Source organism: Bradyrhizobium icense (genome assembly GCF_001693385.1).
Classification (GTDB): Bacteria; Pseudomonadota; Alphaproteobacteria; order Rhizobiales; family Xanthobacteraceae; genus Bradyrhizobium; species Bradyrhizobium icense.
Genome location: NZ_CP016428.1, coordinates 4,863,200 through 4,884,974, shown reverse-complemented (window position 1 = coordinate 4,884,974; position 21,775 = coordinate 4,863,200). Strand labels below are relative to the sequence as shown.

Genomic DNA, 21,775 nt, shown 5'->3' with positions numbered 1-21,775 from the left:
GATCCGTGCGGCCAGCCGCCTGTCACGGGCGCGAGTGGCGAGAGCGTGGCCTCTTAAGAAAACGCCCGGAACAAGGGCGAAGGCGGCCGACGAGCTTGCCGGTAGGTGTGTTCCGGCCACCGCGCCTGGCACGCCGAGGTCGCCTGCCAGAACGACGGGTATCTTTACCGACGGCGTTGTCTTGCCTATGGGCGAGTTCCTCCGGCACATAGATCAGCCGCCCGTCCGGCAAGCGGTAGGTGATGCCGGCGCGCATTCCCCGCCCTTCGCCGATCTCGCCGGTCGTCTCATATTGCGTCATCGACTCTGCGTCTTTCACGACGATGCGCATGTCCGGCTTGCCCAGATTTTCGACGACGACAACGTCCTTGTTCGAGAATGGATTGAGCGGATTCTGCACGATAACGATCATCAACATCGCGATGACAACGAGAAATACATCGATCAGATTGACCACCGAAAGAATTGGATCGTCCGCGTCTGTCTCCGACAAGAACCTCATGGCGCAGTCTCCTGGGCGCGTTCCACAGCGCGCAACTCCTGCAACAGCCAGCGGCGGCGTACCGTCAGGATCGCAAAGGTGATGCTTGCCGTTACCAGGGCCAGGATCACGGACGAGAAGGCGAGTGCCAGATTTTCCCCGACGGCTCTGGCGTTATTGTTGGACAGCGCGAGCAGTGCCGGTCCCATCGGAATCATCGTCGCGACGAGTCCAAGCATCGGCGCAGTGCGCGACACGATCCTCAGCCACTCAAGCTGCTGCATGATCCATAGTTCGAGATCGGCACTGCCGGCGCGCGTTGCCGCATGATAGGCGGAAAGGCGAGACCGGTGTTGGCCGCGTCCGCGTTGCACTGCCTCGGCGGCAAACGCTCCCAGCGCGACGCACGCGTAGATCAGGGAGGCCAGGATCAGCGCCAGGATCGGATACAGAAACACCGTCGTAAGAACATACAGAGTGGAATCGATACTTTTCATGCGCCTCGTCCCAAAGTCGATATATGCCGGTTGGCGCGCGTCTGAGCGCCCGCGCCGGCAAGGAAACAAGCAAACAGGAATGCAGCGCCAAGCAAGGCGCGCCAGCCGACATCGGCACCGGCCGGCGCTGGGGGCGTCGGCTGAAGGACGGGGCCACGAACCGGCTCGGATCCATCCGCCGGCTCTTCCGGCGATTTCGGTTGGTTCGAGGCGGCGCCGCCGGCCGCGGCGTTCAAGCCAAAGCCGGCCGCTGTTTTTGCAATGAAGGCGATAGTCTCCGGCTCGCCGAGATTGACGCCGTGACGGGCCGCGAGCTCCTGCCAGCGTTGAATTAACTCCTTGCGGGTCTGCTCGGCAGCGTCCCAGTAGCCTTTTCGGATCGCTTCGATCATCCGTTCGAGGATCTGCGCCTGCGCGGTCGGGTTGTGCGCCTCGAACCAGGCAGCAAGGTCCAGGTTGCGGATGTCGCGAACAAAGGTGTCATGCATCGCCTGCCATTGATCGGCGCGCACGGTGTTCGGATCGGTCACCTGCCATCCGAAGAAATTGTTGACGACATTCAGTATCTCCAGTGTTCCCGCATAACCCTCCTGCCGCATTCCCTCGATCCAGTGCGGGTTGAGGTAGCGCGAACGCATCTCGTCGGCGAGGAATCTGGCCGCTGAGGTGATGCGGGAGTTCTGTTCGCGCAGGTTGGCGATATAGAGCGAGGGACTGCGGCCATCGAGATGTCGAACCGCAATTGACAAGCCGCCGAGATATTCGAACGGGTGGTCGGTGGAAAGGATGCCGTGCAGCTTCGAGGAGCGTGAAAGGACTGCAGCTTGCGTACCCTTCAATTGCTCGGCAAACAGGTTTCCGCCCTCGATCTGTGCTCCCCATTCCTTGTCGCCATAGGCGTATTGCAGCCGCGACAGGAACGCTTCCGCAAGCGGCGCGTCCTCTTCCCAGGCGGTGGACTTTAGGATGGCGCCCGGCAGGCTTGTTCCGTAATCGCCGGGCGCATTGCTGAACATTCGCATGGACGCAAGGCGGCGCGCTCGTGCTGTCCCCAGTTGGCCGCTCAGTCTGCTGGCGATCGCTTCCGTGTTGTGAGCAACCGTGTTTCCGGCCTCGTCGAGAGTGCCGAGCCGCGCAATGGCGCCGGCAAGCAGCCGCATGAAGCCGTCAAACTGGTCGCGATAAACGCTGGTCACCTGCAGTACCGCGTCGATGCGGGCGCGGCCGAGTTCCGCAGCGGGAATGATCTCCATTGCAACGACACGTCCGCCCGGGTCCCAGACCGGGCGAAGTCCCAGCGCATGCATCGCCTGCGCTTCCATCATCCCGAGGTGACGCATGGTCTCGCCCGACCACAAGCTGAAGGCCAGCTTCGTCGGGATTTTGCCGCCGTGCTCGGCACGATATGCATCGAGAAGCTGCGTGAGCGCCACGCCGCCTGCCTCGTAGGCCTCTCTGGTCGGAATCTTGTCCGGTTCAAATCCAAACAGGTTGCGGCCGCTGGGCACATCGGGATTGCGGATGGGGTCGCCGCCGGGACCCGGGGCGACGAAGCTGCCGGCAAGGCCCGCAAGCAGCGCCTCGATTTCGCCCGTCTCGACGAGGTGGCGATCGAGAGCCATGGCGCGCTCAAGCATCGTCCGCAGTTCCGGATCCGCTACTTCGTCGAGCGAGGCGCCTTGCCTCAGATGCCGTCGCAGCAGCCGGTAAGGCGGGCTGTCCTGTAGTTTGCTCGAATCGACTGCGAAAAACTCCTTCGGATCGGCGCCAAGCTTCCGATAGAACGGTGTGCCGAGCTGCTGCATGACGGTCGCGACGCGTTCCTCATCGCTGGCCGGCTCACCAAAAGTATGCAGGCCGTGCGGCATGGCATGGTCGGCGAGCGCGTGCACATGATCGTGCAGTTCTGCGAGGAAGGCGGCAAAGTCGTCCTGCATTCGCTGCTCGCTCCATCCCATATCGCGGTGCATGTTGGCGGCCAGCACGGTCTTGCGAAGCTGGGCCGCGACCCGGTCGCGGACCGCGCCTTCGTCGAGCTGCGCATGTTCGTGGATCTTGGCATGCAGGTCGCGCAGCTCGTCGTAGAGACCGGCCGGCGAGAAGGGTGGTGTCTGATGGCTGACCGTCACGGCGCGGCCTCGGCGTTTGGCCTGGATCGCTTCCGCAACATTGTCCTGGATGTAGGGATAGAACACCGGCAGGGCGCCGACGGCGAGATAGGGATAATCGTCGACGGACAATCCGCGATCCTTGCCGGGTGTCCATTCCTGCGTGCCGTGGGTACCGAAATGGATGAGCGCATCGGCGCCGTGGGCTTCGCGCAGATAAAGATATGTAGCGAGATAGAGGTGCCCGGGCGGTTGTTTGGTGTCGTGATAGTCGGCGCCCGGCTGCCCGCTACGGGGCGGCTGCGGCATAATGACAAGATTGCCGAGCGCAAGGCGCGGAATGACGAAATGCTTTTCGCCTGCGATCTCGATGACGTCGGGTTGAGCGCCTGGATCGCCCCAGCGCGCCAGCAGTTCTTCGCGGCGCCTCTGCGGTAATTCGTCCAGCCATGCGCGATAGCGGGCGAGTGGCAGGGTGGCGGCGAGGCCTTCGTCGCGCAAAGCGGGCAGCCGTTCCGGATGATACAGGGCGCCCATCATCGCCTGGGCAGATTTGACAAACCGTGCCTCGTCCGCGGCAGGTACGTTGTAGCCGGCCGATGCAAGCGATGAGGTCAGGCGTTCGAGGCTGCGTGGAACGTTTAGATTGGAAGCCGAGACATTTTTTTCTCCCGGCGGATAGTTCCAGAACATCAACGCCAGCCGCTTGTCCTCCGCCGGCTTGCGACGGAGAGCGGACAGTTGCGCCGCCTTGTGCAACAAGGCATCCACCTGCTGGGATATCGGCACCGGCTCGCCTCTGCGGACGGCCTCGATCACCATGGGGTCGCTGATACCCCAGCTTTCCGGCTGCGCGAGGAACGTCGCAACAAGCCTCGAGTTCATGCCTGTATCGGCAACTGACCAGGCTTCCGGATCGCCCTCCCGGAAGCTAACCGTCTGGATCACGGGAATATTGAGGCCAGCAAACTCGGCGCGTCGGGCCCGGCCGTTCTGCATATGGGTGGCTACGATCAGCAGATCGGGTTTTGCTGAGCCGACGCTCTTTTGCAGCGCTGCCGGGTCCGCGGCATCGAGCCAGAAGGGGATTGGCACCAGGCCGAGACTCTCGCTGCGCGCGACCAATGCATCGAGCACCTGCGTCTCCATCCCGGATATCAAGCCTGGGTGGATATTGATGGCGATACGCGGTGCATCTTGCTTCCAGCGACCGGCCCCCCATTGCAGGTAATCCTCGACGGACTTGAAGAGCGCATCGGCCTGCGGGTGATAGAATCCCGTCTGCGGGATGGATGTGGGCGCAGGGATCGAGGAATTACCCTGCGCAACGAGCGATGCAAACATCGCGCGAAGGTTGGATTCCCCTCCGCCGGAATAATAACCAAGCAGCCGCCGTGCTTCGGTCGGCGGAAGATTGCCGTATCCCGGTGGGCCGCCGCCGACGCGGATCCACGGCGTCCGACTTTCCGTCAAGGTAGTGCGAATCCGCTCCTGAACCTTCGCCACATCCATCGGTCGAGGCGTATCGAGAATCACGAGGTCGACGCCCGCGATCCAGGCCTTGGGATCGCCAGCGTCGGCCTCAACATAGACGTGATCGAGTTTCAACCCGGCGTCCCCAGCGAGGCGCGCAAGCTTGTCGAGTCTCCCCGGCAGCACAAAATCGGTCGTGATGACACGAAGGTGCGAAACAGGACGTGAAGCACCCGCATCTTGCGCTCTCGTCGCAGGCGATGGAAAGCCAACGAGGGCCACGATCGCAAGGCAGCTCAAAGCGAAACCGATACGGTTCAACATCGCGCGATCCCGCTAGTTGAATCGCTTGGTGAAGCCAGCATAGAACGCCCGCCCCGTACCGGGATAAACTGACGGCGTTCCGGATGCCGCATCGCTGGATTTCAGCAGCGGTACGAAGTCACCCACATAGGCGACGTTCGTCAGGTTGCGTCCTTCGAACCAGAGCGTCCAGGAATTATCGGGGGCCTTCCAGCCTGCTTTGATGCCGTACAGCGCGTACGCCGGGACTATGAAGGCGTCGCCACCGGAGCCGTCGAAGGTCACCTGACGTTCGCCGACGTAGCGGATATTGCCGGAAGCATAGAAGCCCGAGGGATGTCGATATCCCAATTCTCCGAACAGTTGATGTGTCGGCAGCACCGGCAACCGGTTGCTGCCGAATACCGGATCGTTGTCGAAGCGAAAATCGGTATAGTTCCAGATGGCGTTCAGAAAGACATGATCGCGGTGCGTAAGCACATCGACGAAAGGCCGCGTCTTGAAGCCGGTCTCGATTCCGCTGTGAATGGTCCGGTCGGCGTTGTAGGCGACAAGACTACCCGACTGGCTGCAGGCGAACTGGCCATTCATCTGCGCCCGCTGTCCCGGCGTCAGGCGGTTCAGCGGAATCAGTCCCAGAGCGCATTGAGACAGTATCTCGTCCCGCAGACGCATATGATAGAGGGTTATGTCGTAACCGAAGCGTTCCCAACCGCCGCGAATGCCCGTTTCGGCGGTCCAGGCGCGTTGCATACGCAAGTCTTGCGTAAGGTTGAGCTGCACGGCCGGATTGTTCAATCCGTTGACGGCTTGCTCTATGCCCAAGAGCGAGAAGATGTCGCCGCTGTTGGGGACCTCGGTGCTTCGCGAAATGTTGGCGAACCAGAAATGATCCTTGGTGTGCTCCCAGTTCACGCCGAGTTTGGGATTGAGCGCGCTGAATTCACGATCGTAGTTGCGACGACCGTTTGAACTGGCGGGCCCGAGCAGGCCGCCCGAGGGGACCATGGGTCCCGAATACTCGTCGCGGAAGATTCGGTTGGTCCAGAATGCCTGTGCGCCGGCAAACAGGCGCACCCGCGGGACGATCTCGATCGCGGCTTCAGAGAATCCTTCCGTCAGCCATGAACGGAAACTGTCATCATAGACGAGCTTGGATTTCTGATTGCCCGCCGACCCGGCGGCCCATTGCCAGTCGCGATATTTGGCGGTTTCGTAGGTCGGCCGGAAGCCCGCCACGAGCTCGGTCGGCAAGCCGGCAATCTCGGTCTTGCGTTCGGCGCGAAGCGAAATTCCGCTGTCCTGCCATTTGACATCGACGATTCCGGCACGCGGTGAGGGGAGATGGTCAAACTGCGATGCCATGAAATACGGCGCGATCTCAAAGGCCGTATCGCCGGCGCGGATGACGGTCTTGTTCACGACGCGCTGATAGTCGTAGTCCGCACGCAGATTGTAGGGAAATGACGCGTTGGTCGGGTCGTAACCGGATCGCCGGTAGGTATCGAGCTGCTTCAGCGGCACCGACGTCGGCAATTGCTGTTCGCTCTTGCTGAATGACACATAGGTCCGGTTCTCGATGTTCTCGTTCGGCCGCCAACCGAAATTTCCGCTGGCCTTCGTCGATTCGCTGCGGGAGTGAAACTCGTATCCGTCGTTGCGATATTGGTTGACCTGACCGTAGTAGTCGAACTGTCCCTTCGCGCCGCCGACTTCCAACTGGCCGAACGAGTTGCCATAGCTCCCGCCGGAACCCGAGAGCGCCACTCCGGGTGCGGTCAATCCCGTCTTGGAAACGGCGTTGATCGCTCCGCCGGTCGCGAGCGCGCCATAGCGCAGACTGTTCGCGCCGCGATAGACTTCGATGTAATCGATGGCCTTCATATCGAAGAACGCTTGGGTGATGCCGCTCTCGATGCGACCGATCGGCACCCCATCCATGTAGCCGCGCACGCCGCGGCCGCTTCGCGGGCCGGTTTGCGAACTATCGCTGCCGCGCATCGATATTGTGCCGAGCGTGTTCTCGCCCCGATCGGTGACGTAGACACTCGGCGTTTGCTCGAGAACTTCCCTCAGGTTCGCCTGATTGCCCTTGTCTTGCTGCGTCACCGAGACGACGGTCTCGGCGCCGGGGCGTCGGATGAAGCGCTCCTGCTGCGCCTGAAAGGGCGGTGGATTCAGGCTTGCGTTGGCGGCCGGAGGCGACGCTTCGCTGGCCGGCGCCACCGACCTCGACGGCGAAACTGTCGGAACCCGGCGGACAGCCACCGGGCGCCGCGGAGCAGCGACGGAGCGCGGTGGCGCGGCCACTGTAATGGCTTCGAGCAAGACAGCCGGTTTGTCGGGGCCAACGGCAGTCGGTGTCTGGCTGTGAGCAAGCGTTGCGTAAACAGCCGCAGCACTGGCGAGCAGCGTCAGCCTTGAGGCCCGCCACACTTGGTGGCTCAATCCCCCTGATCGATGTGTTGCGCAAGAAAGTAGATCGGCGCCGCCTCAGTCCCCCGCACCCACACGTCTGCCACGCCGCCCATTCCCACCACGCCCATGCCATTCCCCAATCCCGCCATTCGGGTAATATTCTACCAAATGTAACGTTATAACGTAACGTCTACGGAATGGAGGCATCCGTTGTCAACGGGATGTTGGGCGCAATCAAAAGCAACGACGCAAGTTGAATGTCGTGAAGGTTGCGGGTGAATGCACGACGCCATCGGCGATCGCTTCCATCGAGCGTGGTCGGCGGCGCAAGACCTTCTTTTCAAACCGAGCGCGTTTGCTGGTAGTCCTTTTGGTGCAATGTGCTAGCCCGTTGTCTTGAATTGTTTTCGTTCGACAACGCCCTGACGCCGAAAGTTCTTGATGACCCCCGCTGCCCGCCTTTCCGCCGCCATCGAACTGATCGACACCATCGACGCGCAACGCGTTCCGGCGGCGAAGGCGCTGAAGGAATGGGGCACCGCGCATCGTTATGCCGGCTCGGGCGACCGCGCGGCGATTTCGGGCCTGATCTGGGACGTGCTGCGGCGGCGGGCATCGAGCGCCTGGCTGATGGACGCCGACACGCCGCGGGCGCGCGTGCTCGGCATGCTCAAGCTCGAGCGCAAGCTCGATGTCGAGGCGATCTCGGCGCTGTGCGATGGCGGACGCTTTGCACCGGAGCCGCTGACCGAAGCCGAACGATCGGCGCTCACCTCGCGGACCCTCGACGGCGCGCCGCCGCACATTGCCGGCGACTATCCGGAATGGCTGGACGCGCATCTGGCCACCGTGTTCGGCGAGGATCGCGTGGCGGAGGCCACCGCGATGGCAAGCCGTGCCCCGCTCGATCTTCGCGTCAACACGCTGAAGGCCAAGCGCGAAAAAGTGCTCGCGTCCCTTTCGCATCTCGGCGCAACGCCGACGCCGTGGTCCCCGATCGGGCTCCGCATCGAACTCGGCGCCGACGCCCGCAACCCCGGCGTTCATGCCGAGGAGGATTTCATCAAGGGCGCGGTCGAGGTGCAGGACGAGGGCTCGCAACTCGCGGCGATGTTCACGGCGGCAAAACCCGGCGAGCAGGTGATCGATCTCTGCGCCGGCGCCGGCGGCAAGACGCTGGCGCTGGCGGCGATGATGCAAGGCAAGGGCCGCCTGATCGCAACCGACAGCGACAAGCGCCAGCTCGCGCCGATCTACGAGCGGCTCTCGCGGGCCGGCGTCCACAACGCCGAGGTTCGTCCGCCGAAAGGCGACACTGATCCATTGGCCGACATCAAGTCGTCCGCCGATCTCGTCCTGATCGACGCGCCCTGCACCGGCACCGGCACCTGGCGCCGCAACCCCGACGCCAAATGGCGCATGCGCCCCGGCGCGCTGGAGGTTCGCTTGAAAGACCAGGCCGAAGTGCTTGATCGCGCAAGCCGCCTGATCAAGCCGGGCGGCCGCATCGCCTATGTCACCTGCTCGGTGCTGCCAAGCGAAAACGGCGAGCAGATCCGCGCCTTCGTGGCACGTCATCCCGAGTTTTCGATTCAGCCACTGAACGAGACGGCAAGCGTGCTGTGGGACAGAGCGGAGGATTTTGAGAAGGCTGCGCTGCAATCGCCCGAGGGCTGGCTGATGACGCCGCGAAGGACGGGCACGGATGGCTTTTTTGTCTCGGTGCTGAAGAAGGCGTGACGCCGTGGATGGCGTAGGGTGGGCAAAGCGAAGCGTGCCCACCATCTATCCGCAATTGTGGTGGTGGGCACGCTGGCGCTTTGCCCACCCTACGATTCCGGCGTTAAGGCGCTCTCGGCACGATTAGGTCAATAATACTTACCTAATACTGATCTGTCCATGCCCGAGAAAGAATGTGGGTCAGCCCTTTGCCGCGGTTGCGAGGCCGCGCCCCGTCGCGTAATTCCTGTCCATGACAGCAGCACAGAAAGCCCGCGAGTCGACGCCCTCGGTGGCCTCGGCGCATGACAAGATTCTGATTGTCGATTTCGGCAGTCAGGTGACGCAATTGATCGCCCGCCGGGTGCGCGAGGAGGGCGTCTACTCCGAAATCGTGCCGTTCCAGAAGGCCGAAGCCGCCTTCAAGGAGATGAAGCCGAAGGCGGTGATCCTGTCCGGCGGGCCGGAGTCGGTGCACGAAGAAGGCTCGCCCCGCGCGCCGCAAGCGATCTTCGATTCCGGCGTCCCCGTGCTCGGCATCTGCTACGGCCAGATGACGCTCGCCGCCCAGCTCGGTGGTGAGGTCGAGGGCGGCCATCACCGCGAATTCGGCCGCGCCGATGTGGAGGTGAAGACGGCGAGCAAATTGTTCGACGACACCTGGTCGATGGGCGAGCGCCATCCGGTCTGGATGAGCCACGGCGACCGCATCACCAAAATGCCGCCGGGTTTTACCGTCGCCGCCGTCTCGCCGAACGCGCCGTTCGCGGTGATCCAGGACGAGAAGCGCAAATATTACGGCCTGATGTTCCACCCCGAAGTGGTGCACACGCCCGATGGCGCCAAGCTCTTGCGCAATTTCGTCCGCAAGGTCGCAGGTTTTACCGGCGACTGGACCATGCGGGCCTTCCGCGAGGAGGCGATCGAAAAGATCCGCGTCCAGGTCGGCAAGGGCAGGGTGATCTGCGGGCTCTCCGGCGGCGTCGATTCTGCGGTCGCCGCGGTGCTGATCCACGAAGCGATCGGCGATCAGCTCACCTGCGTGTTCGTCGACCACGGCCTGTTGCGGCTGAACGAAGCCGAGACGGTGGTCGACCTGTTCCGGCATCACTACAACATTCCGCTGGTGCATGTTGATGCGTCAAAGCTTTTCCTCGGCGAGCTCAAGGGCGTCAGCGATCCCGAACAAAAGCGCAAGACCATCGGCCGCCTGTTCATCGACGTGTTCGATGCGGAGGCCAAGAAGATCGGCGGCGCGGAATTCCTGGCGCAGGGCACGCTCTATCCCGATGTGATCGAGAGCGTCTCCTTCACCGGCGGCCCGTCGGTGACGATCAAGTCGCACCACAATGTCGGCGGCCTTCCGGCGCGCATGAACATGAAGCTGGTCGAACCCTTGCGCGAACTGTTCAAGGACGAGGTCCGCGTGCTCGGCCGCGAGCTCGGACTGCCCGAAATCTTCGTCGGCCGCCACCCGTTCCCGGGCCCCGGCCTCGCCATCCGTTGTCCCGGCGACATCACCAAGGAAAAGCTCGACATCCTCCGCAACGCGGACGCGGTCTACATCGACCAGATCCGCAAAGCCGGCCTTTACGACAAGATCTGGCAGGCGTTTGCGGTGCTGCTGCCGGTGAAGACGGTCGGCGTGATGGGCGATGGCCGCACCTACGAATACGTCGTGGGCCTGCGCGCAGTGACGTCCACCGACGGCATGACGGCCGACTTCTATCCCTTCGACATGAGCTTCCTCGGCGCGACGGCGACGCGGATCATCAATGAGGTGAAGGGGGTGAATAGGGTGGTGTATGACGTGACGAGCAAACCGCCGGGGACGATTGAGTGGGAGTGATCTAAGATCCCCTCACGCTGCTTCCTGCTATCAAAATCGAGGAAAGGTGTTGATGGTGTGCCAGGCGATCGGAGAGACTTGGTGATGGCGGAAGTGCAAAAGAGTAGGCAGGATCTGACGGTCAAGGGTGAATCGATCGAGCGGGTCTACGGCAACTACCAAGCGTGGCGTTACGTCGTTAATCGCAGGTACCAGCGCAAGCTTGTCTGGACGCTTGACGAAAAGCGCCGGTTCATCGACTCGATCATCAGCGGCTATCCAGTGCCCATCGTGCTGCTCGCTGAGCGAAAAGTTGCAACCGGATCGAGTCAGTTCGAGATCATCGACGGTATGCAGCGGCTGAACGCCGTATTCGGCTTCATTGAGAACGAGTATGATGTCAATGGGCGGTTCTTCGACCTGAACACGATGGCCGAGACGAAGGCGCTCCTCGATGCTGGCAAGTTGCAGCAGCGCGAGCTCCTGCTGGCGCGAGAGGCCTGCGTGCAGGTCGCCTCGTACACGGTGCCGCTTTCGATCTACGAGTTCACCGGCGACGGTGAAGTCGATGAGGTGTTTCGCCGAATCAACTCGGGTGGGCGAAAGCTGTCGCGGCAGGAGCTTCGGATCGCAGGCTCGACGGGTCATTTTGCCCAAGCTGTCCGCAACATCGCAGCCAAAGTGCGTGGCGACGTCTCGGCATCCGACGAGCTTCCCCTGAACGAGATGAAGAAAATCTCGATTACCAACCGCGAGCTGCCGTACGGCATCGACGTCGACGAGGTATTCTGGATCAAGCAGGGTGTATTGACCAAGGAACAGGTGCGTGAATCGCGCGATGAAGAAATCATCGCCGACATTCTCGCGTTTATGTTGCTGGAGCCCAAGCCTCCATCCCGCAGCGAGGTGTTGGACGATTTCTTCGGCTTCAGCGATGGAGAAGCCCAGCAACAAAGGCATGAGCAAATCGAACTGGCCACCCAGAAGGTCACGACCGAAGTGGCAGCGGCTGATTTCCAACGAGTGCTGGATCAACTAAAGATTACGCTAAACCGTTCTGGACGAACCCTTGGGCAATTGCTTCTCGGCGAGCAACCGCCAAGGGCGCCGCGGTATTTTCAGGTTGTCTTCCTAGCCTTGCACAAGTTGATGGTGGTGGAAAACCAAGAGGTGGTTGACCAAGACCAATTGATCAAATTGCTCGACGGCAGCGGGGCGAAGATCCAGGTGCCCGAGGGTGGCCGTTGGGGTGCGGAAGACCGGACCAACCTCGTGAACGGGGCGGCCGGAATGTACAGCGCAGCTTTCGGGCCAGCGAAGACCTATGATCCGGCCCGTGTTCGATGGATCACGCAACTAGAGAACATCCTGACGCAGTCGCACACCGAGCAAGCGGCGTATGACTTCAAGCAAGGATTTCTTCGTCTAGATGGCAAGCACACATTCGATGAGGATAGCTGGAACAAAATCCTGAAGACGTTGGCCGCCATTGCCAATATCCGCAAGGGACTGCGAGGCTACGTGCTTCTCGGCGTAGCGGACACCGAAGCCGATGCAAAGCGCGTGACGGAGATCTATCGCGCTGACGCTAGGCCATTCGAGGGATTCTTCTTGACCGGTGTGGAGCACGAAGCAAAGGCCTTGGGCCGAACGCTTGACGACTTGTTCATGGAACTGACCACCCGCATCAAGAATTCGCCTCTGTCCGAGCCACTGAGGGACTACGTCGCGAGAAACGTGAAGTTGGTGCGCTATTACGATAAAGCGGTCTTCGTGTTCGAGGCGCAGGCACAGCAAGAGCCATCGAGTTACGATGGCGCGTTTTTTGTTCGGCACGGCAACAAGCTCGTCGAGATTCCTTCGACGCAGTATGGTGAATTGTTCAAGCGATTCCTGGCCGGCAATTAGCTCGCGTGCTGGCGTCTTGTCCAGTTGTCGAGCGAGATCGGGGGGTTACGTTAATCGCTAACCCCACCCTATGTGCTGCTCCGCAACCGCTTACAGTGACGGTCACCCCGGCGTAAACGCGGGATGTGCGGTGCTTGACCGCATGGTACGACATCGGGATCGCCTCTCTGGAGTGAGCCTCGATGTCCGTCGCGACCGCCGCTAGCCAACAGCCTGCAACTGCCGCCGAGACCGATCCGCAAACCCTCGGCTGGATGCAGGGCTTTCCGCCGCCGCCGGACAAGACCATCACCTTCCAGAACGGTTCGTTCCGCAGCTTCCCCGAACTGCGCTGGGCGTGGAGCAATATCCGCCAGTTGGTGCCGACCGTGAATGTCTGGCGCGGGGCAGGGCCCGCGTCCGTGTTGCCGCGCGAGGAGCATGATATCGGCGCGTGCGCTTCGGTCACGATGGACGGACGTCCCATGACGTTCGCGCGCATGCTCGAGGAGACCTATGCCGACGGCATCGCCGTGCTGCACCGGGGCAAGCTGATCTATGAGCGCTATTTCGGTGCGCTGAAGCCGCACAAGCCGCATATCGCGATGTCGGTGACAAAGTCGTTCACCGGCACGCTCGCCGGCATTCTGGTGGTGGAGGGCAGGATCGATCCGCAGGCGCCGGTCACGGACTATGTGCCGGAGCTGAAGGCTAGCGCGTTCGGGGACGCGCGCGTACACGAGGCGATGGATATGACCACCGGGCTCGAATACACCGAGGTCTACACCGACAAGAATTCCGGCGTGTTCGGGCTGCGGCGGGCGAACGGCATGGCGCCGATCGAGCCGGGCTATGAGGGCGCGACCAATATTTTCGATTTCCTCTGTGCGCAGCGCAAGCAGGGCGAGCACGGCAAGGCCTTCGCCTACAAGACCGTCAATTCAGACGTGCTGGCCTGGATTTGCCGGCGGGCGAGCGGAATGACGCTGTCTGATCTGCTGTCGGAGCGCATCTGGATTCCGATGGGTGCGGAAGAGGACGCGCATTATCACGTCGATCGCATCGGCACCGAAAGCGGTGGCGGTGGGCTTTCGACCAGCTTGCGCGATCTCGCCCGCTTCGGCGAGACGATCCGCAATCACGGCCGCTTCAACGGCCGCCAGGTCGTGCCGTCTCAAGTCGTCGAGGACATCGCGCGCGGCGGCGATCCCGAGAAATTCAAGCCGGCCGGTTACACCACATTGCCCGGCGCGTCGTACCGGAACCAGTGGTGGGTGACGCATAATGCGCACGGCGCCTACATGGCGCGCGGCGTTCACGGGCAGGGCATCTATATCGATCCGAAGGCCGAGATGGTGATTGCGCGCTATGCCTCGCACCCGGCCGCCGGCAACGCCGCCAACGATCCCGTGACGCTGCCGGCCTACATGGCGCTGGCAAAGGATTTGATGGCGGGAGGCTGACGCTTATTCAAAATCTGGATGCCGCCACCACGACGATGGAATTGCGGTGCCAGTGCACTGAATCTGAGACGACGGGTCTGCTTTGCGCCCAACTCGGCCGTGCAGCTCATAATGCGCCGATCCCAAGAGTGGCCGTTCGTTCATTCTCTTGGGTATGCTGTACTACGGCGTCGTTGAGCGGGCGGGCTGGGACTTTTTCCGCCGGACAGCCCTAGCGTCGGGCGTTCATGTGCGCTCCAAAAACCAATTGCGATATAAAACCAGTCGAGCTAGCCTACAACCGATTGCATAATGCAATCAGAGACGCGCGGCCGCGCCGCGTGAGGAAGGGAAGTGGGTATGGCTAAGCTCGTGTTCGGAATGAACCAGTCCCTGGACGGCTACGTCGACCATATGGCGTTTGCGCCAAGCCCTACGCTCTTCCGCCACTTCATTGAGGAGGCTCAGGGACAGGCAGGTAGTGTGTACGGTCGCCAAATGTATGAGATCATGCGTTACTGGGACGACGATCGTCCTGAGTGGGATGCAGAGGAACACGCCTTCGCGGCGGCGTGGCGGCGCCAGCCGAAATGGGTCGTCTCGCGCTCGTTGAAGTCGGTCGGCCTCAACGCCACGCTTGTTGAGGATGATCTCGAGGGCGCGATCCGTGAGCTGAAGGCCGAGCGCGCCGGGGAGATCGAAGTTGCCGGACCGGACTTGGCGCGAAGCCTCACCGAACTTGGCCTGATCGACGAGTATCGCATCTACCTGCACCCCGTCGTGCTTGGCCACGGCAAGCCATACTTCGCCGGACCGCGGCCGCCGCTCCGCCTTATGACTAGCGATCGGATTGGCGAGGATGTGATCAGGTTGACGTACGTTCCTGCTTGATCTCGCGACCCGCCGGATGGAAATGCCGCGGACTCCACCTATGACGAAGGTCAAGGAGGCAGCTCGTGGGACGGAACGATATCTGCTTTCCAGCACTATCTGCTCGCCGCAAAGGGAGAATGCGGACATCACGGCTACAACCGAAAAGGAATAGCGCATGAGCGCCACAGCACTGGCCGTTCAAGGGCACCGGCTGATTCAGGCCGGCGTGGCCCTGTTCCTCTTCACGAGCTTCCAGGGATTTGCGGTGCCATACTTTGCTGCACCAAATCTCGGCCGTTCGGTTCACACGCTCAGCGGATTCACCGGAGTGTTGCTTGTGGTCGTGGGTCTGGTCTGGCCGAAGCTGAAGCTCACACCGATGCCGTCACGGCTGGCATTCTGGTTTCTCGTCTATTCCGCGCTTGCAACGATCGCCGGTTTCGTGATCGCGGCTGTCTTGGGAGCCGGTGGTTCGATCATTCCGATCGCGGCGGCCGGCGCTCGTGGGAGCGACGCTCAGGAGATGCTGATCCAGCTCGTCATGTACCCAGCCGCTCCGACGGGAATCATATCCTTTGCGCTGATCCTCTGGGGGCTTCGCGGCAGCGCGGTTCATGAGAACCCGTAGAGCGTTGACCACGAATTACGGCCAGTCCGTAATGGGCAAAGCGACAGCGTGCCCACCATCGTTAGCATTTCCATTTCCTGCACATATGCTAGAAGCCGCCGCGCAGGAGGGGCACGCCATGTTTCGTATCGCAAATGACGCACAGTTCTGGGATCGCGCTGCGCGCAAATATGCCGCCGACCCGATTGCCGATATGGCGGGCTATGAGCGCACGCTGGAGCGGACGCGACATTACCTCAAGGGGGACGAGACGGCATTCGAGTTCGGATGTGGGACGGGAACGACGGCGCTAAGACTAGCTCCATCGGTCGGGCGCATCGTGGCGACCGACTTGTCGAGCGAAATGATCGCGATCGCGCGCGAAAAGGCGAAAGCCGAGGGCCCAGGCAATGCCACGTTCGAAGTGGCGCGGCCCGAGGCGGCGCCGTGGCCGGACGGGAGTTTCGATATCGCTTTCGGCTTCAATGTCCTGCATCTGGTGGCGGAGCGCGAAGCGGCGTTGCGGGGCGTCCATCGGCTGCTGCGGCCCGGCGGACTCTTCATTTCCAAGACGCCGTGCCTGAAGGAGATGAATCCGCTATTGCGCATTGCGCTGCCCTTGATGCAGCTCGTCGGCAAGGCGCCCTATGTGGCGTTTCTGTCTGCGGAGGATCTGGAGCGCGAAATTTCGGCGGCGGGATTTGAAATCATCGAGCGTGCCCGCCATGCCTCGCGCGGCAAGGACGCGCGGCCGTTCGTTGTGGCAAGGAAGTAATTATCGATAGCCACTTGGGAACGACGGTGACAGCACTAAATTGCGACGGCGACGAGGCCGCGTTTCAAATGCGACAGACGGGCAAATCACTTCTGATTTTCCGAAATCGTGTCAAGCCCGGGAATCAAAAATATTCTGCTTTCGTTCTCACCCAAATCAGTCGCATAACTCCGCCCGTCTCACGGCAGATGAGGGGCGTTGGCCATCGTCACGAACGTGCTGTGAGATGCGGTGGACGCTGAATGCGCGAGACGTACGCGCAGGAAGCGTACGGCGAAGTCGTGTGGTTCGGGCGCCGCGGTGCTGGCGTTAAGTCGCGTGGAAGTTTTCCGCGTGGCGACGGAGGCAAAAGAGCCGTTCTCCGGGAAGAGCACGAAGTAAGCCGTAAAGCCATTGCGCAGGGAAGGCCGGGATGCTCTCGCTGTACCTGTATGCTCGTGTGCGTTCTTCCTATGCGCAATTGCACACGAGACCGCGGGTGCGGCGCGCACCCGGTCTTCCCAGCGCCCTCTATTGATTGAGAGGGTCTTTGGACGACGCAAAGCTCGGGCGCTTCTCGCCGCGAGGATGCGGACGCACACACCTCATGCTGTTTGAAATGTAGATCGCGTAGGCGGAATAGGCATCCTGCCAGACACAGATGTAGCCGGTCGCAATACCGTGCGCTATCGCGCCCTACGAGCTCGCAAAGCTACTGCCGAGGCGTATTGAACTGCGGACATCGATGGACGTAATCCCAGGGAATATCGTACACGCACGTGAAGCGGATATCGTCCGATGTCTTGAGTGGCGGAGTCTCCACGACGACCGGTCGGTCGACCTCATTCGTCAGACCGTAGACGACGCCGCCGGCCGGAAAGAAACCGCTTACGCCCCGGTGATGGTGGTGATGATGCCCCGCTTTGGGGAATGCCGGGAAAGCCGGACGCGACGGCGCAATGCCTGCGCCCCGCGGCACGCCCGGATCGGCAAATGCCTCGCCCGCGGCAAGGACAAGCGCGACTGCGCTGAGAGACGCGATCAACGTCGTTCTATAGGTCATGGCACTCACCCGATCGTAGGTTACTGAGCAGCATTCCCAAAACGCTAAGCTGAGCCTTTCGTGCCCGCAAAGCCATAATTAATTATTGGTTAAGGCGTAATCTTAATGCGGCGGACGCCCGCTTCGCCGGTGGCGATGGCTGCGCGACGGGCGTCGCCGGAAGGTCGCGCCGATGGATTGACGGCATGAAAGCGCGACCGGATGATTTCGGCCTCGAAGTCTGGCGTTATGAGAAGTGTGTGCCGCGCAGTAGAGCGTGGGCAGCCGCGCCGTCAGGGATTCCAGCCGCCGCTGCCGTACTCGCGGGTAATAATTTCAAGAAGATGCCCGTTCTTCTCCTTGAAGTAGAAACCACGCCCGCCGTCGTGGTGGTTGATCTTGCCCGGTTGCGTTTGTCCAGGGTCGGCCCAGTAGGGAAGCTGCCGTTCCCGGACGCGGCCGAAGATCTCGTCAAACTCGCTTTCGCTGGTCAGAAATGCATAGTGCTGCGGAGTAATGCCGCCATCGACATCCATATAGTCGAGATTGGCGCCGTTCTCGGTGGCAACCATATAAAACGGCCCCCACTTCCGTGGGGCGGGGAGACCGAGCATCTCGGTCAGGAAGGTTGCCGATGCCTTGCTATCGTGGGTCGAAAGGATCGTATGATTGAAGTGGATGGCCATGGACGATCTCCCAGGCTGAAAGAGCTTCATCGTTCTACGACATGGAGCTGGTTAACTGGGGCGCAGGTTGTATCGTTCCATTGACGAAACGATAGCTGGTCGGCGCAATGCGCTCAGCTATTGCGCCCTGGGCCTATCTCTTTCGACCACCTGAAGGCGGCCGATATCGCGCATGGTCGATCAGGGCGCGCAGTTTTGGCGGCAGATTTCGTCGGTCCGCGAAATAGAGGAAAAAGCTCTGAAAGGGCGGGCAGTACTGCTCCAGCAGCGGCACCAGCTCGCCGTGCTCGATGTAGGGCCGGAACGTCTCCTCCATGCCGAACGTCAGGCCGCCGCCGGCGCAAGCGGTCCGCACCATGACCCACATGTCATTCGTCGTGATCCTGGGATTGACGGCGACGTCGAACTCGCGGCCGTCTTCTTCGAACTCCCAACGATAGGGCGCCACGTCGGGCGCCGGACGCCAGCCGATGCAACAGTGCTGCGCAAGCTCGGTCGGGTGCGTTGGCGTGCCAAACCGCGCCAGATATGACGGTGCAGCGACGACCATCTGACGCTGGTCGCCCGAGACCGGCACCGCGATCATGTCCTGCTCGATCACTTCGCCAAGGCGAACGCCGGCATCGTAGCCCTCGGCGACGATATCGAACTCCTCGTCGGTGACGGTGATGTCGATCTGTACGGCTGGATAAGCTTGCGTAAAACTCGCAAGCAGCGGCCCGCAGATGAAGCGCTCGGCGATCGAGGATACCGCGAGCCGTAGCTGTCCTGTCGGCTTGGCGTCGCGATCTTGCGCGGTGTCGAGCGCGAGCTCGATTTCCGCAATGGCTGGCGCGACTCGCTGGTGCAGTTGCATGCCAGCCTCGGTTAGGCTGACGCTGCGCGTTGTCCGCTGCACGAGCGCCACGCCCATCCGGTCTTCCATTCGCCTGATCGCCTGACTCACCGCAGAGCGGGTCACGCCCAGCCGCTCGGCCGCGCCGCGAAAGCTTTTCGCTTCAGCGACCGCCAGGAAAACCGAAACGAGATTCAGGTCGGTTGCCATTGGTTAGCAAGATTTACCAAGCTGGTTACGATTGAGCAAATTGTTTCACCTATGGACGCGTCGTATGTGCGTCCCGACAGAAGTTGGAGGCACCGACAATGACGCATTTGGATCATTACCGTCTGCTCGGACGGTCCGGACTGCGGGTATCCCCAATCGCACTCGGCACGATGACCTTTGGTCCGGACTGGGGCTGGGGCGCCGACACGGGCGAGGCACGTCGGATCTTCGATCTCTACGTCGATCGCGGCGGCAATTTCGTCGATACCGCCGTGAATTACACCGACGGCGCCTCCGAGAGCCTCGTCGGCGAGTTCATCAAGGACAAGCGCGACCGTATCGTGCTCGCCACCAAGTTCACGATGGCGCGCGAGCCGGGCAACCCGAATTCGGGAGGCAACCACCGGCTCAATATGCTGCGATCGGTGGAGCAGAGCCTGCGGCAACTGAACACCGACCGCATCGACCTGTTCTACCTGCACGGCTGGGACATGACCACGCAGTGCGATGAGGTGATGCGGGGGCTCGACGATCTGGTGCGATCAGGCAAGGTCGACTACGTCGGCATCTGCAATACGCCGGCCTGGCGTATCTCCCAGATGCAGACGATCGCCGATCTCCGCGGCTGGTCACCTTTCGTGGCGCTGCAGATCGAATACAGCCTGGTCGAGCGCACGGTCGAGCATGAGCTCATTCCGATGGGGGAAGCGCTCGGCATGGGCGTGCTGCCCTGGTCACCGCTCGGTGGTGGCGTATTGACCGGCAAGTACGCGCGGTCGGATATCGCGGACTCGCGCGACGCAAGCATCTCACCGACGCGCAAGGGTATCATTGCGTCATCCGGCCACCTCAATGAGCGGTCCATCGAAATCGCTGATGTCGTGTGCGCTGTGGCCAAGGAAGTCGGCGCGAGCCCGTCTCAGGTGGCGATCGCCTGGACGCTTGCGAACCCCGCCGTCACGTCGCCCGTCATGGGTGCGCGCACATTTTCCCAGGCAGAGGACAATCTCGGTGCCCTCGGCGTCGCACTGTCGCCCGACCATTTCGATCGGCTCAATCAGGCGAGCGCGCCCGACCCGATTTTTCCCACCCGCTTCGTCGGCCGTCCCATGGTTCAGCAACTCATCTTCGGCGGCGCGTCCGTCGCCGTTCGGGATTGAGAGTGAGAAGGAATTTACAGCAGCAAAGAAGAAATTCATGAGAGCCCTGGCAAACCGCGCATTTGCATGGTGCCTGTGCGCCGGAATGTTCACAGCTTCCACCCTGACCTCGGCTGCCCCCTGTGGTCAGACGAGCACGGCGGAAGATGACAACAAGCGAGTGGTCACCGAAGCCTTTCATCGCTGGGCGGCGGGCGGAACGTCCTTCTTCAACGACGTGCTCGCCGAGAATGTCGTCTGGAGGATCAAAGGATCCAGTCCAGCCGCCGGGGAGTTCGAGGGGCGTGAGGCCTTTCTGGAGCGAGCCGTCCGCCCATTCGCGGCGAGATTGTCCACGCCCGTCCGCCCAACAGCCGTGCGGGTCTTTGCCGATGGCGATCATGTGATCGCTCACTGGGAGGGGAGCGGGGTCGCCCGCGACGGCAGGGGCTACAGCAACAGCTATGCCTGGATCTTCCGCATGCACGACGGAAAGGCAACGGAGGTGACGGCCTATCTCGACCTCGCGCCGTACGAAGATGTCCTGCGGCGCATTCCTGCGCCTCAGCAATAAGACGTGGGCCGATCATTGGAGGAAAACGAGATGACCTGTCGTCCGGCCAGTGCGCTGATCGTGGTATCCCTTTGTGTCCTCGGACTATCGGTGGCTGACGCTTTCGGCGAGGCCACACCAGCCGGTAAACCCGAACGGCAGTTCACGGAGAAAGCAATGACGCAGCATCCCTATGCTGGTATGTGGGTGACCGATGGCGGCCACATTCGCCATGAGCTTCTTCCGAACGGCCGCTACGACGAAGCCCGCGGCAGCCGCAAGAGCGCCTATCAAGGCCGCTATGAGATCAAGGGCAATCACATCGATTATTGGGACGACACCGGCTTTACCGCTGATGGCAAGTTCGTCGACAAGGATACCCTCCATCACGGCGGGATGATCTTTCGCCGCCAGTAATGTCGCTCGCCTCGAATAGAATCGCCGCCGCCCTAAATCTTTCTCGGCAGCAACTGGTCGAGCGTGATTTTCGAAAGCGATTGCTCAAAGCGGTCGGCGGCGTCGGACAATGCGTCCGACAAGGCGCGATTGGCGGCACGCTCGACGACGCATTTGGGATGATCGTCGCTGGTAGCGATGGTGAAGGGCGAACCCGGGTCGAATGCCTTGTAGATGTTCAAAAACGTGATCTCACGGAGCGGCCGCTCGAGTCGCCATCCACCGTTAGGCCCGCGCTCGGAAGATACATAGCCGCCTTCGCGCAGCGCTCCCATGATGCGGCGGACGACGACCGGGTTGGTGTCGAGCATCGCCGCGATCGTCTCGGATGTTGCTTTGCCCTCGTTGAAGCTCATGTGGACCAGGACGTGAGCAACGCGGGCGAGCCTTGTGTCCTTGCTCACGGCGGTACCTCGCTTGACGTCACCATAGTCCAGCTTAGATCGCTTCCATCGTTTTCGCAA

General features: G+C 61.7%; 18 protein-coding genes. 10 read left to right on the top strand and 8 right to left on the bottom strand.

Annotated features, from left to right (window positions below; translation table 11 throughout):
* Nucleotides 1–22: 22 nt before the first annotated feature.
* From LMTR13_RS39500 to LMTR13_RS23180, 4 genes are read right to left on the bottom strand one after another with little or no spacing between them, the layout of a single operon-like run.
* Nucleotides 23–502, bottom strand: a complete 480-nt coding sequence (locus LMTR13_RS39500; RefSeq protein ID WP_083219153.1) for a DUF2149 domain-containing protein — start codon at nucleotides 500–502, stop codon at nucleotides 23–25.
* Nucleotides 499–978 carry a MotA/TolQ/ExbB proton channel family protein gene (locus tag LMTR13_RS23190; RefSeq protein ID WP_065729841.1) on the bottom strand — a complete coding sequence of 160 codons (480 nt, stop codon included), beginning with the start codon at nucleotides 976–978 and terminating at the stop codon, nucleotides 499–501. The genes LMTR13_RS39500 and LMTR13_RS23190 overlap by 4 nt, the downstream gene beginning before the upstream one ends.
* Entirely contained in the window at nucleotides 975–4,883 is a 3,909-nt protein-coding gene (cobN, locus tag LMTR13_RS23185; protein ID WP_065729840.1) for a cobaltochelatase subunit CobN, read from the bottom strand. The genes LMTR13_RS23190 and cobN overlap by 4 nt, the downstream gene beginning before the upstream one ends.
* Before the next feature lie 12 nt (nucleotides 4,884–4,895).
* Nucleotides 4,896–7,088 (bottom strand): TonB-dependent receptor family protein, encoded by a 2,193-nt coding sequence (locus LMTR13_RS23180; protein ID WP_065729839.1) that lies wholly within the window; start codon nucleotides 7,086–7,088, stop codon nucleotides 4,896–4,898.
* A gap of 633 nt (nucleotides 7,089–7,721) precedes the next feature.
* On the opposite strand from LMTR13_RS23180, the gene LMTR13_RS23175 reads away from it, so the two are divergent.
* From LMTR13_RS23175 to LMTR13_RS23145, 7 genes are all read left to right on the top strand, one after another.
* Complete coding sequence (locus LMTR13_RS23175) at nucleotides 7,722–9,020, top strand: RsmB/NOP family class I SAM-dependent RNA methyltransferase (RefSeq protein ID WP_065729838.1); 1,299 nt, start codon at nucleotides 7,722–7,724, stop codon at nucleotides 9,018–9,020.
* Between the two features lie 232 nt (nucleotides 9,021–9,252).
* Complete coding sequence (gene guaA / locus LMTR13_RS23170) at nucleotides 9,253–10,848, top strand: glutamine-hydrolyzing GMP synthase (protein WP_065729837.1); 1,596 nt, start codon at nucleotides 9,253–9,255, stop codon at nucleotides 10,846–10,848.
* Nucleotides 10,849–10,932: 84 nt separating this feature from the next.
* Nucleotides 10,933–12,735, top strand: coding sequence for a DUF262 domain-containing protein (locus LMTR13_RS23165; RefSeq protein WP_065729836.1), 1,803 nt, complete (start codon nucleotides 10,933–10,935; stop codon nucleotides 12,733–12,735).
* Nucleotides 12,736–12,917: 182 nt separating this feature from the next.
* Nucleotides 12,918–14,177: a serine hydrolase domain-containing protein gene (locus tag LMTR13_RS23160; protein ID WP_065729835.1), complete on the top strand. Its 1,260-nt coding sequence runs from the start codon at nucleotides 12,918–12,920 to the stop codon at nucleotides 14,175–14,177.
* A gap of 339 nt (nucleotides 14,178–14,516) precedes the next feature.
* Complete coding sequence (locus LMTR13_RS23155; RefSeq protein WP_065732921.1) at nucleotides 14,517–15,047, top strand: dihydrofolate reductase family protein; 531 nt, start codon at nucleotides 14,517–14,519, stop codon at nucleotides 15,045–15,047.
* 157 nt (nucleotides 15,048–15,204) lie between these two features.
* On the top strand, nucleotides 15,205–15,657 hold the full coding sequence (locus tag LMTR13_RS23150; protein ID WP_065729834.1) for a hypothetical protein: 453 nt from the start codon (nucleotides 15,205–15,207) through the stop codon (nucleotides 15,655–15,657).
* A gap of 118 nt (nucleotides 15,658–15,775) precedes the next feature.
* The gene (locus LMTR13_RS23145) at nucleotides 15,776–16,411 is read left to right on the top strand and encodes a class I SAM-dependent methyltransferase (protein WP_065732920.1); all 636 of its coding nucleotides are present in this window, start codon (nucleotides 15,776–15,778) and stop codon (nucleotides 16,409–16,411) included.
* A gap of 691 nt (nucleotides 16,412–17,102) precedes the next feature.
* On the opposite strand, the gene LMTR13_RS23140 is transcribed toward LMTR13_RS23145, so the two are convergent.
* The 3 genes from LMTR13_RS23140 to LMTR13_RS23130 all read right to left on the bottom strand — a co-directional run bounded on the left by LMTR13_RS23140 (nucleotide 17,103) and on the right by LMTR13_RS23130 (nucleotide 19,163).
* Nucleotides 17,103–17,453: a hypothetical protein gene (locus LMTR13_RS23140; protein WP_065729833.1), complete on the bottom strand. Its 351-nt coding sequence runs from the start codon at nucleotides 17,451–17,453 to the stop codon at nucleotides 17,103–17,105.
* 272 nt (nucleotides 17,454–17,725) lie between these two features.
* The gene (locus LMTR13_RS23135) at nucleotides 17,726–18,118 is read right to left on the bottom strand and encodes a VOC family protein (protein ID WP_065729832.1); all 393 of its coding nucleotides are present in this window, start codon (nucleotides 18,116–18,118) and stop codon (nucleotides 17,726–17,728) included.
* 133 nt (nucleotides 18,119–18,251) lie between these two features.
* On the bottom strand, nucleotides 18,252–19,163 hold the full coding sequence (locus LMTR13_RS23130; protein WP_065729831.1) for a LysR family transcriptional regulator: 912 nt from the start codon (nucleotides 19,161–19,163) through the stop codon (nucleotides 18,252–18,254).
* Between the two features lie 98 nt (nucleotides 19,164–19,261).
* On the opposite strand from LMTR13_RS23130, the gene LMTR13_RS23125 reads away from it, so the two are divergent.
* The 3 genes from LMTR13_RS23125 to LMTR13_RS23115 are packed head-to-tail and all read left to right on the top strand — an operon-like array spanning nucleotide 19,262 to nucleotide 21,272.
* On the top strand, nucleotides 19,262–20,323 hold the full coding sequence (locus LMTR13_RS23125; RefSeq protein ID WP_065729830.1) for an aldo/keto reductase: 1,062 nt from the start codon (nucleotides 19,262–19,264) through the stop codon (nucleotides 20,321–20,323).
* Nucleotides 20,324–20,360: 37 nt separating this feature from the next.
* The gene (locus LMTR13_RS23120; RefSeq protein ID WP_065729829.1) at nucleotides 20,361–20,876 is read left to right on the top strand and encodes a nuclear transport factor 2 family protein; all 516 of its coding nucleotides are present in this window, start codon (nucleotides 20,361–20,363) and stop codon (nucleotides 20,874–20,876) included.
* A 30-nt stretch (nucleotides 20,877–20,906) separates the two neighbouring features.
* A complete protein-coding gene (locus LMTR13_RS23115) occupies nucleotides 20,907–21,272 on the top strand; it encodes an Atu4866 domain-containing protein (protein WP_083219486.1) in 366 nt (121 codons plus the stop codon).
* A gap of 32 nt (nucleotides 21,273–21,304) precedes the next feature.
* Here the strand turns inward: LMTR13_RS23115 and LMTR13_RS23110 are convergent, their stop codons facing one another.
* Nucleotides 21,305–21,715 carry an Rrf2 family transcriptional regulator gene (locus LMTR13_RS23110; RefSeq protein ID WP_156795728.1) on the bottom strand — a complete coding sequence of 137 codons (411 nt, stop codon included), beginning with the start codon at nucleotides 21,713–21,715 and terminating at the stop codon, nucleotides 21,305–21,307.
* Between the last annotated feature and the right edge of the window lie 60 nt (nucleotides 21,716–21,775).

What these genes read in the sequence shown, in the direction of transcription:
- LMTR13_RS39500 (WP_083219153.1), bottom strand. Translation starts at nt 502, where the DNA reads ATGAGGTTCTTGTCGGAGACAGACGCGGACGATCCAATTCTTTCGGTG.
- LMTR13_RS23190 (WP_065729841.1), bottom strand. Translation starts at nt 978, where the DNA reads ATGAAAAGTATCGATTCCACTCTGTATGTTCTTACGACGGTGTTTCTG.
- cobN (WP_065729840.1), bottom strand. Translation starts at nt 4,883, where the DNA reads ATGTTGAACCGTATCGGTTTCGCTTTGAGCTGCCTTGCGATCGTGGCC.
- LMTR13_RS23175 (WP_065729838.1), top strand. Translation starts at nt 7,722, where the DNA reads ATGACCCCCGCTGCCCGCCTTTCCGCCGCCATCGAACTGATCGACACC.
- guaA (WP_065729837.1), top strand. Translation starts at nt 9,253, where the DNA reads ATGACAGCAGCACAGAAAGCCCGCGAGTCGACGCCCTCGGTGGCCTCG.
- LMTR13_RS23165 (WP_065729836.1), top strand. Translation starts at nt 10,933, where the DNA reads ATGGCGGAAGTGCAAAAGAGTAGGCAGGATCTGACGGTCAAGGGTGAA.
- LMTR13_RS23160 (WP_065729835.1), top strand. Translation starts at nt 12,918, where the DNA reads ATGTCCGTCGCGACCGCCGCTAGCCAACAGCCTGCAACTGCCGCCGAG.
- LMTR13_RS23155 (WP_065732921.1), top strand. Translation starts at nt 14,517, where the DNA reads ATGGCTAAGCTCGTGTTCGGAATGAACCAGTCCCTGGACGGCTACGTC.
- LMTR13_RS23150 (WP_065729834.1), top strand. Translation starts at nt 15,205, where the DNA reads ATGAGCGCCACAGCACTGGCCGTTCAAGGGCACCGGCTGATTCAGGCC.
- LMTR13_RS23145 (WP_065732920.1), top strand. Translation starts at nt 15,776, where the DNA reads ATGTTTCGTATCGCAAATGACGCACAGTTCTGGGATCGCGCTGCGCGC.
- LMTR13_RS23140 (WP_065729833.1), bottom strand. Translation starts at nt 17,453, where the DNA reads ATGACCTATAGAACGACGTTGATCGCGTCTCTCAGCGCAGTCGCGCTT.
- LMTR13_RS23135 (WP_065729832.1), bottom strand. Translation starts at nt 18,118, where the DNA reads ATGGCCATCCACTTCAATCATACGATCCTTTCGACCCACGATAGCAAG.
- LMTR13_RS23130 (WP_065729831.1), bottom strand. Translation starts at nt 19,163, where the DNA reads ATGGCAACCGACCTGAATCTCGTTTCGGTTTTCCTGGCGGTCGCTGAA.
- LMTR13_RS23125 (WP_065729830.1), top strand. Translation starts at nt 19,262, where the DNA reads ATGACGCATTTGGATCATTACCGTCTGCTCGGACGGTCCGGACTGCGG.
- LMTR13_RS23120 (WP_065729829.1), top strand. Translation starts at nt 20,361, where the DNA reads ATGAGAGCCCTGGCAAACCGCGCATTTGCATGGTGCCTGTGCGCCGGA.
- LMTR13_RS23115 (WP_083219486.1), top strand. Translation starts at nt 20,907, where the DNA reads ATGACCTGTCGTCCGGCCAGTGCGCTGATCGTGGTATCCCTTTGTGTC.